8 protein-coding genes are annotated in these 14,297 nt (G+C 40.5%); 2 read left to right on the top strand and 6 right to left on the bottom strand.

What is annotated here, in order from left to right; translation table 11 throughout:
- The first annotated feature begins 297 nt into the window (after positions 1 to 297).
- A complete protein-coding gene (gene metG / locus AB1Z56_RS21185; protein WP_426790045.1) occupies positions 298 to 2,367 on the top strand; it encodes a methionine--tRNA ligase in 2,070 nt (689 codons plus the stop codon).
- A gap of 107 nt (positions 2,368 to 2,474) precedes the next feature.
- On the opposite strand, the gene AB1Z56_RS21180 is transcribed toward metG, so the two are convergent.
- From AB1Z56_RS21180 to uvrA, 5 genes are all read right to left on the bottom strand, one after another.
- Positions 2,475 to 3,269 (bottom strand): GLPGLI family protein, encoded by a 795-nt coding sequence (locus tag AB1Z56_RS21180; protein ID WP_426790044.1) that lies wholly within the window; start codon positions 3,267 to 3,269, stop codon positions 2,475 to 2,477.
- On the bottom strand, positions 3,266 to 6,055 hold the full coding sequence (locus AB1Z56_RS21175) for an outer membrane beta-barrel protein (RefSeq protein ID WP_426790043.1): 2,790 nt from the start codon (positions 6,053 to 6,055) through the stop codon (positions 3,266 to 3,268). Before AB1Z56_RS21175 ends, AB1Z56_RS21180 begins: the two co-directional genes overlap by 4 nt.
- Positions 6,056 to 6,272: 217 nt before the next feature.
- Entirely contained in the window at positions 6,273 to 6,713 is a 441-nt protein-coding gene (locus tag AB1Z56_RS21170; RefSeq protein WP_046673766.1) for an RrF2 family transcriptional regulator, read from the bottom strand.
- A gap of 151 nt (positions 6,714 to 6,864) precedes the next feature.
- Positions 6,865 to 8,508, bottom strand: coding sequence for an alkaline phosphatase PafA (gene pafA, locus AB1Z56_RS21165; protein ID WP_426790042.1), 1,644 nt, complete (start codon positions 8,506 to 8,508; stop codon positions 6,865 to 6,867).
- 141 nt (positions 8,509 to 8,649) lie between these two features.
- On the bottom strand, positions 8,650 to 11,451 hold the full coding sequence (gene uvrA / locus AB1Z56_RS21160; protein WP_426790041.1) for an excinuclease ABC subunit UvrA: 2,802 nt from the start codon (positions 11,449 to 11,451) through the stop codon (positions 8,650 to 8,652).
- A 410-nt stretch (positions 11,452 to 11,861) separates the two neighbouring features.
- Here uvrA and AB1Z56_RS21155 point away from each other — a divergent pair, with 410 nt between their 5' ends.
- Positions 11,862 to 12,368: an ecotin family protein gene (locus AB1Z56_RS21155; protein ID WP_309367319.1), complete on the top strand. Its 507-nt coding sequence runs from the start codon at positions 11,862 to 11,864 to the stop codon at positions 12,366 to 12,368.
- A gap of 104 nt (positions 12,369 to 12,472) precedes the next feature.
- On the opposite strand, the gene typA is transcribed toward AB1Z56_RS21155, so the two are convergent.
- Positions 12,473 to 14,278: a translational GTPase TypA gene (gene typA, locus AB1Z56_RS21150; protein ID WP_120335699.1), complete on the bottom strand. Its 1,806-nt coding sequence runs from the start codon at positions 14,276 to 14,278 to the stop codon at positions 12,473 to 12,475.
- Positions 14,279 to 14,297 lie beyond the last annotated feature (19 nt).

Here is a 14,297-nt window from a genome sequence, read left to right as displayed (position 1 = left end):
CTGGACTTTTTCACTGCAGCGTCCGAGTATAAATTTACTTGATATATGATGCTTATATGTACAAATAAACGTAAATTTATCTAAGTTTTCTACCACTATTTTGAATAATATTTCGACAACAACAAGCAAGTAAATAGCAGCGCATTTTGGTCAGGCTGAAACAATCAAAGGGAGCTGTCAGAACAAGAATTCAAGAATAAATTGTTAGATATGGCACGCATTTATATTGCATATAAACAGCAATTTATCTAAGTTTGCCAAAGGAAACAAGTACACACTTTAATATACTTTCAAGCATTGAGTATTCTAGATAAAAAACGTTATACCATCACATCGGCATTACCTTATGCCAATGGTCCTTTACATATTGGACACCTTGCCGGAGCCTATATCCCGGGAGACATCTTTGTTCGTTATCTGCGTCTAAATCAAAAAGATGTAGTCTATGTATGTGGTTCAGATGAGCATGGTGCGGCGATTACAATCCGTGCAAAAAAAGAGGGCATTACCCCACAACAAATCATTGATAAATACAACAAACAAATCAAAGAAAGCTTTGAAGAGTTTGGCATTTCTTTCGATATCTATCACCGTACATCGGAACCTATCCATCACCAGCTATCGCAGGACTTCTTCTTGAACCTTTATAACAAAGGTGAATTTGTCGAGAAATTTTCCGAACAATACTATGATGAAGAATACCACCAGTTTTTGGCTGACCGCTACATTACAGGAACTTGTCCAAATTGTAAGTCTGAAGGCGCTTATGGTGACCAATGTGAAAAATGCGGTACATCCCTTAGTCCGACAGATCTGATTAATCCGATTTCCACATTAAGCGGAAAGACGCCAGTGTTGAAAGAAACAAAACATTGGTATCTTCCTCTGGATAAATACCAGCCCTGGCTTGAAAAATGGTTAATCGAAGGAAAGAAAAATATTCTGAAATCCAACGTTTTTGGCCAATGTCAATCTTGGCTTAAATCTGGCTTACAACCGCGTTCAATGACAAGGGATCTGGACTGGGGTGTTGACGTACCCTTGGCTGAAGCAGAGGGCAAGAAACTATATGTCTGGTTAGATGCGCCTATCGGTTATATCTCAGCAACGAAACAATGGGCTTTGGATCATGGTAAAAACTGGGAAGACTATTGGAAAACCCATGAAAACCCAGCAGACGATTCTACGCTGATCCATTTTATCGGAAAAGATAATATTGTCTTTCACTGCATTATCTTTCCGGCAATTCTTCATGCACACGGAGACTATATTTTACCAGAAAACATTCCAGCCAACGAATTCCTTAACCTGGAAGGCGACAAGCTGTCTACTTCTAGAAACCATGCAGTTTGGTTACATGAGTACCTACAGGAATTCCCCGAAAAACAGGATGAATTGCGTTATGTCTTAACGTCAATACTACCGGAGACATCGGATGCGGAGTTTACCTGGAAAGATTTCCAGGCTCGGATCAACAATGAACTTGTTGCTATCTTCGGAAACTTTGTCAACCGGGTAATGGTACTTTCCCACAAATATTTTGATGGCCAAGTATTGAATGGCTCTCCGCTAACAGCTGTAGATCAAGCGGTATTGAATGAACTAAAATCATACCCTGCTTCAATCAAATCATCTTTGGAGCAATTCCGTTTCCGTGAGGCTTTGGCAGAATTTATGAATGTAGCTCGCCTCGGCAACAAATATCTTGCAGATGAAGAACCATGGAAAATCATCAAAACAGATGAGGAACGCGTCAAAACAATCCTAAATGTAGCTGCTCAAATCGTTGCCAATCTGGCTGTCCTTGCTCAGCCGTTTTTGCCAAAAACAGCGATCAAATTATTTGAAATGCTCAATTTCCCACAAGGAAACTGGAACGACGCCGGATCGGATGCTTTGATCCAAGCTGGACACCAATTGGGTGAAGTGCAGTTGTTATTTGACAAAATAACCGATGAACAAGTCGACTTCCAGCTAAACAAACTTGCTGAAGCAAAAGCAAAAAACCTAGCCGATAATGCCAAGGTTGCTCCTGCAAAAGAAAACATCAGCTTCGATGATTTTGTTAAAATGGATATCCGTGTCGGAACCATTGCAGCCGCTGAAAAAGTTGCCAAAACCAAGAAATTGTTAAAATTGACGATAGACACCGGCTTAGATACACGCACTGTCGTTTCGGGTATCGCAGAGTTCTTCAGTCCTGAGGAAATCGTAGGTCGTCAAGTATCCATTTTGGTCAATCTTGAGCCTCGTGAAATCAAAGGAATTATGTCACAGGGAATGATCCTCATGGCAGAAGACGCTGACGGTCGATTGGATTTTGTCAAACCGGACACAGCAATTAAAGTAGGAAGTACAGTACGTTAATATAAATCGTACATTCCTTTTATACAAAAAGCCTGTTCATACGAACAGGCTTTTTTTCGCTTTCATTACTGTTGGTGTCTGCGAAGTCATGAAAGTTTTATTACCCCTTAAAAGAGTATACTCTGCAGTCGCTTTTTAAATTCCTTCTCATCCAGATAGTCATAAACAGTATCTTTCAGCTTTTTAATAATCTCTATTCTGGATTCCGCAACAACTTTTTTCTTTTTGGTCAGCACATTGGAAAATGCTGTATTGGTAATCTCCACCTTTGTTGCAAACATATTGACATTCATACTTGGGATGGATATCCCCATTACTAGCCCCGGGAGCCCATGAATAAGCTCTGGACCGCCCGAGATAGGAATTTGTCCTGCAAAAAAGGCCACAACATAGACCGAATCCTGAATAATACCATTGGCTCTCCGGCAATCGTACCCAGCAATATTACGGTATTCATCGGTATACTTCCATTTAACCACAGGCAAAGAATCTTTGAGCAACAATTGGTCATCTCCAAAAGGGAGCAACTTTAAAAACTCCTGATTCTGGAAATTAATGTATGTTTTTGAATCGGGAAGAATAGAATTATATCTGGTCACATTACGATAATTCGCAGGATAATCTTCCTGCACTGTTTCAAACAGGGTTTCATTATCGTAGAATTTCAGAATATGGTGGGTCACAACCTCCGTCGGACCATTTTTCACCGCATTGTCGACCATCAGCTTATCCCAGGTATCTAAATCCGGCTTGCTGAGATAATTACGTTTTAAAAAATTCTGCACATGGAACTTCCGTTCATACGTCACCGTTCCGCTGCTCGGAAAATAAGCATGTTGTGCATGGGCTGTACCCGTGCAGAGCAAAAGCATCCAAACCATCAACTTGATATACTTTATCATTTGGCATCTCCTTTCATTGTTGTAAAATTGTAGATCACTTTTAGCATTCCATAACGACGCAATACGTTGTCGCTGGTCTGGATAAATGAAGTTCCGTTCTGGTAACGGTACACCCCATTATTTCTATTTAAAATATCATTGACAAATACCTGAACTTCCAGGGACTTATCTTTCAATAATTTTTTGGAAACATACCCATTCATATTAATAATATTAATGGATTCAAGCGTTTTCGTCGCGGCCTGATAATTTTGGTTTGTCGACAGGGATATTTTAAAGTCTTTTGGCAGATAATAAGTAAACTGCGAATAAGAACGGAATTTAAAGGTTGTGCGGTTCAATTCGGGCTGTAAAAAAGAGCTCATTTGTTCGACCCCCGGCATCAACGAAATATAAAAGTCCATCTTATTTGCCTTATATCTATTAAAGCCTATTTCAGGTGTTATACTCTTTGTCTGATTTCTATTGAGCTTTGGCTCTTCATTATACGATGATAAATAACTAAATTGGCTATTGTACTGACCGTTGATACCAATATTCATCTTCAATCCCCATTTCTTTTGTAGCACAAAACTGTAAGACCCGCTACCATAAATACGCCAATTATCCTTATCAATATTGACGTAGGAAATTTGTTGCGTACCCTCATCCAGGTTATAGCGCACATTGGTATTAATATTCTTCTTACCCTGATCTGCACTCGCATAAAAATAGAATCCCTGGTCTTTCAACTGCTTATAACTATTGTAATTAATCGAATAAGAATTGTTAAAACCTGCTTTTAAGTTTGGATTGTCCAAATATTCTACGAGCGGTTGTGAATTTTGCTTTAATGGTTCGATCTGTGTCAACGAAGGTTGTGCCGTACGTCCTCTATAACCGAAACCCAGATTTTTGCTTTTCGAGATTTTGTAGTTGACGGAAAGAACCGGAGCAACCGACGTCTGATTCCGCTGCAACGTCGTATTCAAGTTGTTGTAGGTTCTTTTGACCTGCTCAAAATCAACTCTATTGCTCACATTTACGGTTAATGTGTTCGACTTGTAATTCAAAGAGGCATTAACACCATTTTTCAAGCTGGAGAAATCGAAATCATTTAATAGATTTTGATCCAAGACAGTGTATTTACCTGTAACAGGATCTTTATCGAATGACTGATTAAGGGTCTCCGATGTATTGCTATTGAATGAGTAGCCAACTGCGGCAGTCAGTCGTTTCGACAGAGGCTCTGAATAAGTTACTGAAGCCCCGTACGCATTGTTTCCCAGCTTATCATTTTTATATTGATCGATCAGGGTTGTGTTACCCGAACTTTGGAAAAAGTTCTCAGAAAAATATTGGGTTTTGGACCTATTCTGATCGGTATTTGCATTGACATTAAATGTAACAGAGCGACGTTCTTTTTTGAAACGACGTGTTAACATCGCATTGACATTAAATCGATCCTGATCGCCATTCAAATCGGTTTTCGAGGTCGTCTTTGTGATCAGGGTTCCGTCCAACGTGCGTTGATCAGCATCAGAATTGGAGGAGTTATCACGACTTGACTTGGTGAAGCCCATATTAACGGTCAAATCGGAAAATGAATCTAACTTCAGATCATACCTCAAATTTGCAACATTGGATTTGTTTTCGTTCTCGGATTTAGTCACATTATTATCTACCTGTGCGCGTTCAGGAAGGTTATTCTGCGCGTTGTATGTACTTGTATTGTTGACATTGATCTGATTCCGCTTGAAGTTGACATTGATCTTATGCTTATCATCTTTGGATTTATCCGAATAACTTGCTCCCATGTTGACAGCCTTAGGCACGCCGCCACCATAGTATTTACCATCCCATCCCCCATCAGAACCATCACCACCAGAAATCATAATACCACCGCCGTCCATCATCTGTACATTGCTACTTCCGCCCACACCATATTTTTGGCTGTCTTCAAACCCTAGTCCTACCATTCCATCATTGGCCAGAATGCCATAAGCAGCAATTTTCTGCGAACCCTTAAACTTATTGAGCATGACTTTTCCGCCATAATATTTATCGGTACCAGCTCCCGCAACAGCCTGCCCAAACAGCCCCTTTTTCTTATCTTCTTTGAGTTTGATATCAATCGTCTGCGTGCGCTCTCCGTCATCCACGCCGGTACGTACGGCAAGATCAGATTTCTTTTCATAAACCTGTACTTTGCTGACCATATCTGAACGGATGTTTTTGGTGATCAAGGTTGGATCGTCGCCAAAAAACTCCTCGCCGTCAAGCAATACCTTTTTCACTTCCCTTCCCTGCGCGATAATCTTACCTGATCCATCCATTGTAATACCCGGCAATACCTTCAACAGGTCTTCCACTTTAGCATCTTTCTCTACTTTAAAACTACCCGCATCATATTCTATCGTATCGCCTTTGATCACTACAGGAATTTTACCATTCACTTGAACCTCTTCCAAGAGCAACGCTGCTTTAGACAGTTTTATCATGCCAAGATCCAAGTCCTGGGTAGTCATATGAATATCCTTGACCAAGTCTGCATATTGGGGATAGGAAACAACTATTTTATAGGTACCGGTATCGAGATTGGCAATCTGGAATGATCCATTTTCCTTTGTTCGACCAAATTTGACCAAAATCGAGTCTTTGGGACTGAGCAGCGCGACTGAAGCTTGATGTAGTTTTGCAAGATCTTTGACATCGACCACCGAGCCCACCAACTTATGCTGTGCATAGGACTTGGAACTCAGGACAGACAGTAAAAGAAACAAAACTAGGGAATAGGTTAGTTTCATAAATTTTCGTTTATATATTGTCGAAGTAAATATATAAATGTTGCTACGGAAAATTCGTAAAATAATGTTAAATAATTGTGTGATTAATAAAGAAAATTAAAACCGACTAAACAGAAAACACTAACCCACTTTATAACAATGACTTCTTTATAAAAAAAAGAGGCGTAACTTATTTGTTACGCCTCCAATCTAAATAGAAAAATATATTTTATTTCCTTTAATCTACATTTAAGTTCAATTCTTTTTCCTTATTGATTAAATGGGCAATACTTGTATCGTTCAAAATCTGCAGCATGGCATTTCTCACCTCTACAAAAGTATCGCGTATGCCACAGGCGTGTTCCTGTGTACACTCTTCACATGAGCGGTAGAAGTTTAAACTCACGCAGGGTAGCAAGGCTATTGGCCCATCGATTAGGCGCATCACCTGAGATAAAAACACATCTTCAGGAGCCTTATTGAGGCTATAACCACCACCAGCACCTTTCTTGCTATAGAGAATTCCCGCATTTCGCATCTCCAGCAGAATTTGTTCCAAGAACTTTTTTGGAATATTCTCCTCCTGTGCAATCTTCACGATTTGCATAGGCTCATTCCCGTAGTTACGACCAAGCACCATCAGTGCCTTTATTGCATATTTTGTCTTTTTGGAAAGCATAATTGTTAACCCCCTGTTGAATTGCAAATTTACGTTTTTTATTCAATAGAATAAAACACGCAAAGTCCGCTGATAAAAAAGAGCCCTTAGCACAACTTCATCCAATCGGATAATATTATGCTAAGGGCGAATCGTATTAAGAATTTAATTGTTATTGACCCAGTACCGCCGTGATCGGTTTCCCGATGCTACCATTGGGCTCAGTGATGTGCAATAGCGAAGAAATTGTCGGCGCAATATCCACAATATGCACCTCTGTATTAGATACACCCGGTTTAATTCCCCAACCCATAAATACTAAAGGAATATGGGAATCATAGCCAGACCAGGTACCGTGTGTCGTACCGGTTGAACGTGGCGTACCATCGTACCATTGCGGTTCACAAACAATCTGAATAGCACCGCTACGTTTAAAGTTGTAACCATTGATCATTTTTTCGCGAATAGGCGCCGGAATCATTAGGCTTTCTCCCTTCTCCATATCAGCGACATAAGCGACACCTTCTGTGTGGCGAAGTTCCCGAATAATCGTCTCTTTTATTTTATCACGATCCAGATTCAAAGAATCGATCAATTGATTGTTTAAATGAACCTGATAATTCATCATGCTTTTCACCAGTTTTTCTTGTCCAAATTTCTCTTTAAGGGTTTTGTTAAGTCCTGTGATAATCTGACGGGAATAGAAATAACCACCATTTCCTTTCATATCCATAAAGAACCGAGAGTTATAAGAAGCACCATGATCTGCTGTCAGGAAGAACGTATAGTTCCCTTTGCCGACTGTGTTATCCAGATACTTGAAAAAATCAGCAAGCTGTTTATCGAGTTGCAGATAGATATCTTCGATCTCTACAGCAGTCAATGAGTAACGGTGTCCAACATAATCTGTTGCGGAAAGACTCACACAAAGGAAATCGGTGTTTTTAGTTGGGTTATTTCCCATCTGCTCATTTTTGATTGCTTCCATAGCAAGATCCAGGGTAAACTGATTTCCCATCGGGGTAGTTTTGATCAGTTCATAACCCTCATCTTTCATCAGCTTAGAAGTCGCGCGTGGCAATGTCGGTTTTTCTTCACCCGGATACTTGCCCTCATAGATGTTATCATCTGCAATACTGTTGGCAGCATACGTGCTGATATCGTACATCGGTTTCCAGTCTCCTTTTAGATACTTTTCAGCTAATTTACGCTTATTGAAGTCCACCACCCATTTTGGCAATTTATCCATGTAGAAATTAGATGTGATCCAATCACCGGATTTTGCTTCGAACCAATACGCCGCATCAGCAAAATGTCCTGCCGGCAAAATACCCCCGCGATCTTTGATCGCGATACCGATTACTTTAGACTTAAAGTTAGAAGCAAGCTTCAATTGGTCCGTTACAGTAGATGCCAGCAAATTGCGTGGAGACTGCTGTCCTTCCTTAGCGGTAGTACCTACACCGACAACATTGTCGTCCTGCGTACAATACATGTTCTTACCAGTCTGTTCTTCAATCCAGTCATTCCCTGCGATACCATGTATGGAGGGAACCGAACCTGTATATACCGAACTGTGTCCAATGGCCGTATACGTCGGAATATAATTAATCAATGTGTTTTCACAGGAGAACCCTTCTTTCAAAAGTCGTTTGAAACCATCATTTCCATAGCGATCCGCAAAGCGATATAGATAATCCCAGCGCATCTGGTCCACCATCAGGCCGACAACCAATTTTGGTCTTTCCGGTTGCTGCGCCATGGACGAAAGCGCTGCCATTCCAAGGACGACACTTAAAAAAAATCTTTTAATCATAATCGTATTAAGTATTGAAATATTAGTTTTTATTTACAGTATATTGATTCTTCAACCATTTTAACAAAGGATAGAAAGACCTCCTTAATTCACAAGCTTACACAGCTGATATGAGGTCGTTTCTCATTGCTAAAGTAGGATTTAATCTTTTAAATGTGCTTTTAAAAATTGGCCTGTATAAGAATCTTTACAATGAATGAGTTCTTCGGGAAGACCTGCAAAGACTAGTTTCCCCCCTTTATTTCCACCTTCAGGACCAATATCAATCACCCAGTCCGCCGATTTGATCATATCCATATTATGCTCTATAACCAATATGCTATTACCCAAGGCAATGAGCGCGTCAAATGACTTCAGAAGCTTTTTAATATCTTGGAAGTGCAAACCTGTTGTAGGTTCATCAAAGATAAATAGCGTCTTCTTGCTGTTATTTCCCTTAATCAGGAAAGAGGCCAATTTAATGCGCTGTGCTTCACCGCCAGACAAAGTACTTGAAGATTGTCCAAGCTTTACATAGCCCAACCCAACGTCCTGTAAAGGCTGTAACTTAGCCAATATCTTCGGCTGGTCTGCAAAAAATGTAATCGCTTCATCCACACTCAGCTCAAGAACATCCGCAACCGACTTATTTTTGTAATGTACATCAAGTACAAATTGCTTAAATCTTTTTCCACCACAAGCCTCACATGGCAAGATAATATCGGCCATAAATTGCATTTCAATCTTAACCTCACCTTCACCCTGACAGACATCACAACGTCCACCTTCCACATTAAATGAAAAGGCTGCCGGTTTCAATCCCGCTGCTTTGGCCGGTGTCTGGTTGGCATATAAAGCCCTGATCTCATCCCAAGCTTTCACGTAAGTCACCGGATTTGACCGTGAAGAACGACCGATTGGATTTTGATCGACCATTTCAACTTGTTCTACCTGTGCAATATCCCCTTCAATCGCATCATAAACACCTGTTTGTTCACCCGAATAATTACCGATTGATTTTTGTAAAGCCGGATAAAGAATACGTTTGACCAAAGAAGTCTTTCCGGATCCTGAAACCCCAGTGACCACGGTAAACGTATTTAAGGGAAACTGAACGTCAATCCCTTTCAGATTATTCTCGTGGGCGCCTTTAATGGTCACACTATTGGACCATGAACGGCGCTTCTTAGGTACTTCTATCCGGCTTTCACCACTTAGGTAGTGGCCAGTCAAGCTTTTAGCATCTTTCAGGATCTCCTTGTAAGTCCCCGCGAAGACCATCTCACCACCATTGATCCCCGCTTCAGGACCGATATCGATCAAATAATCCGCTGCCTCCATCATCTCCTGTTCATGTTCGACCACAACCACTGTATTCCCAACATCGCGCAGGGATTTCAGCACGGAGATCAAACGCTGTGTATCACGGGGATGGAGTCCAATACTTGGTTCGTCCAGTACGTAAATAGAACCTACGAGCGAACTCCCCAATGAAGTAGCCAGGTTGATCCGCTGTGACTCTCCTCCCGAAAGTGTATTTGATAAGCGATTCAGTGTCAGATAGCTTAACCCTACATCACATAGAAACTGTAACCTATTATTGATTTCAGCCAGCAGCCGCTTTGCAATGACCCACTCATTACCGACCAGCGGTAAATTTTTAAAGAATTCCAGGGCCTCTTCCAAGGGCATCAACACGATGTCGGTAATAGATTTTCCACCCACCTTCACATAAGTGGCATCCTTACGCAATCTGGTTCCACGGCAGTCTGGGCAGTCGGTTTTCCCGCGATAGCGGGACAACATCACACGATATTGAATTTTATAAGTCTGAGCTTCGAGCTCTTCAAAGAACTGCGTAAGGCCCGCAAAATATTTATTTCCGGTCCACAACAGCTCTTTCTGTTCTGTAGTCAGATCCATATAAGCACGATGTATCGGGAAATCAAATTTCAGTGAGTTTTTTACAAGCACCTGCAGCCACTCGCCCATTTTCTCTCCACGCCAAGGTGCAATTGCTCCATCGTAGACCGAACGGCTCTTGTCCGGAATAACAAGGTCAGGGTCAATACCAATGATTTTTCCATAACCTTCACATCGGCGACAGGCACCATAGGGGTTATTGAAACTGAAGAAGTTTGGTGTAGGTTCCTCAAAGGTTATCCCATCAAGCTCAAATTTATGGGAGAAATGATGCCGCTGACCATTTTCCTCCATATAGAGCTCACCTTTGCCCTCGAAAAAACCTGTCTGGACAGAATCAGAAAGTCGATTAATGGTATCATCATCCTGTTCAATGCGAACCCGGTCGACGACAATAAGCACTTCACCATCCTGGAGGTCTTTATTGGCGATCGCCTTATCGTCAACAATAGCTTCTATTTTCTGCATGTTATCCTGATAGACAACGCGCACAAAACCTTTCTGCAGCAATAGTGACAATTCTTCCTTGAGTTTTCGCCCATGAGAAGGCACCAGCGGGGCTAGAAGTGTCAGCGTTGTCCCTTCTTCCAATTTTAGGGCAAAATCGACCACAGAACTCACACTGTCTTTGGTCACTTCGCGACCCGATATAGGAGAAATTGTCTTTCCGATACGGGCATATAACAATTTCAGATAGTCATAGATCTCGGTCGATGTCCCTACTGTCGAACGGGGATTGGAAGTAATGACACGTTGCTCTATCGCAATTGCCGGAGCGATACCTTTAATGTAATCCACCTCAGGCTTGTTCATACGTCCCATAAATTGCCTCGCATAGGACGATAAACTCTCCACATAACGGCGTTGACCTTCTGCATAAAGTGTATCGAAAGCTAAGGATGATTTTCCTGAGCCCGACATTCCAGTGATAACAACTAATTTATTTTTAGGGATATCAACGTCAATATTCTTTAAGTTATTAACTCTTGCTCCCTTTATCTGAATATATTCTTTTGGAGTATGCTCCACTTGTTTACTCATAATAATCCTTATCTCACACAAAGTTACGTATTCTTGGCTGATTATATTCCTGCGAATTAAAAAGCAATTCGGCTTTCTATCACCTGAATTTCAAAAAACTTGCATGATTTCACAAACACCAACAGCTATGATCGCAGATGGAGGAGCCGAACGCCCACATCCTGAAATCAAATGCCACAGAGTTTACCTTTTAGTTTCCCAAACAATTATTTTTCATTTTTTTTGTTTTACAATTAATCCTTCCGAAAACAATACAGTCCTATAAATGTTAATTATCTATAAGAATGTAGCATTTTTTGTAGAAATAGCGTTTAAAGAACAAATTACTAAAGGCATATTTGGCATTTTTGCTGAAAAAACAATTAACAGTTGAAAAGCAAATAGGTCTTTAAAAATCAAATAATAGCAATATGAGAAAAAATGTATTTAACGTAATGATGCTTTTAATGATTGCATTAGTATCCTCAACAACTATAAGCAAAGCGCAAATGGTTATCGACAAAATGGACTTAAGCATTTTTCCTACCCCGGAAAAAGGTTATAAAAAGATGGTAATTGAAGTCCCCTACTCCGAAAGTGACAAGAACAAAAAAATTGAATTTTCAGTCGGTAAATGGATGGAAGTAGATGGATGTAATTCCTTTAACCTATCGGGCACGCTGGAGAAAAAGGATCTTCAAGGCTGGGGTTATGATTACTACGTCTTCAAAACAAATGGCAATGTGGCGAGCACGTTGATGGCTTGTCCAAACAAAGAGAAAAGAAACCTTTTTGTTTCGGCACAACCGGAGACTGTACGTTACAATGGAAGAATGCCGATTGTGATTTATGTGCCGGAAGCTTATGATGTACAATTCAAAATTTACACCACTGATGGCGATACCTACCGCGCTGCAGAGGTAAGAACAAAGAAGTAACACCTAACATAAGCGGTTGCTAAGGCAACGCTTTAAATTATCAATAAAGAAAAAAGCCATCGAATCAGATTCGATGGCTTTTTTATATCGTATTCAACTATTGACTATTGGAATTTTTTCGCGTTAACTTTACGCTCATTTTCAGTCAAATAGATTTTACGTAGACGCATAGATTGTGGTGTTACCTCAATGTACTCGTCAGCTTGAATATATTCCATACATTCTTCCAATGAGAATTTGATTGCAGGTGCAATACGTGTATTATCATCAGAACCAGAAGCACGCATATTTGTCAGCTGTTTTCCTTTTGTCACGTTGATTGTTAAATCGTTGTCACGGATATGCTCACCTAAGATCTGTCCTTCATATACATCCACACCTGGATCTACGAAGAAACGACCACGGTCTTGTAATTTATCAATTGAGTATGCAGTTGTTGAACCTGTATCCAAAGAGATCAATACACCTGCCAAACGACCAGGGATTGTACCTTTCCAAGGCTCGTAACCTTTCAGACGGTGTGCCATTACAGCTTCACCGGCTGTTGCTGTCAATACGTTGTTACGTAAACCGATAATACCACGAGAAGGGATAGAGAACTCAAGATGTTGCATATCTCCTCTAGCTTCCATAATCAACAACTCACCTTTACGTTGTGTAACCAACTCAATTACTTTTCCTGATACATCAGAAGGTACGTCAACAACAAGTTCTTCAATTGGTTCACATTTTTGACCATCGATTTCTTTGATGATAACTTGTGGCTGGCCTACTTGCAACTCATAACCCTCACGACGCATTGTTTCGATCAATACGGATAAGTGAAGGATACCACGTCCGTATACCAACCAAGCATCTGGAGATTCAGTAGGAACTACGCGTAGTGCTAAGTTTTTCTCCAACTCTTTTTGTAAGCGATCGTAGATGTTACGTGATGTTACCAATTTACCTTCTTTACCGAAGAAAGGAGAGTTATTGATGGTGAACAACATGTTCATTGTTGGTTCATCAATGCTGATAACTTCCAATTGCTCTGGATTTTCGAAATCTGCGATTGTATCACCGATATCGAAACCTTCGATACCTACTACAGCACAGATATCACCTGCATGTACTTCAGATACTTTGATACGGCCAAGACCCTCGAATACCTGAAGTTCTTTCACTCTTGATTTCACAACTTTTCCATCGCGTTTTACCAAAGAAACCGGTTGGTTTTCTTTGATCGTACCACGGGCAACACGACCGATAGCGATACGTCCTACGAAAGTTGAGTAATCCAACGATGTTACCTGCATTTGCAAAGTACCTTCAGATACTTCTGGTGCAGGGATATATTTGATGATAGCTTCCAATAAGTCAGTGAAGTCTTCAGTACGGTTTTTCCAATCTGTAGACATCCATCCTTGTTTTGAAGAACCGTACAATACTGGGAAGTCCAATTGTTCTTCTGTAGCGCCTAAGTTGAAGAATAAGTCAAAAACATGTTCGTAAACCTCGTCTGGACGACAGTTTTCTTTATCGACTTTATTGACAACAACAATCGGTTTGATACCTAATCCTAAAGCTTTACCTGTAACGAAACGTGTTTGAGGCATTGGACCTTCAAAGGCATCTACCAATAGCACTACACCATCAGCCATCTTCAATACACGCTCTACTTCACCACCGAAATCGGCGTGACCTGGGGTATCGATGATATTGATTTTAACACCTTTATATGTTACTGAAACGTTCTTAGATACAATAGTGATCCCGCGCTCACGCTCTAAATCATTATTGTCTAGGATTAATTCACCAGCATTTTCATTTTCTCTGAATTGATTGGTAAAATATAAAATTTTGTCTACAAGCGTAGTTTTACCGTGGTCGACGTGAGCGATGATCGCAATGTTTCTAATGTTTTGCATTGAGCAAGAATATTTTTAT

Source organism: Sphingobacterium sp. WOUb80, from assembly GCF_050058145.1.
Classification (GTDB): domain Bacteria; phylum Bacteroidota; class Bacteroidia; order Sphingobacteriales; family Sphingobacteriaceae; genus Sphingobacterium.
This window is presented reverse-complemented; position numbering and strand designations above follow the sequence as displayed.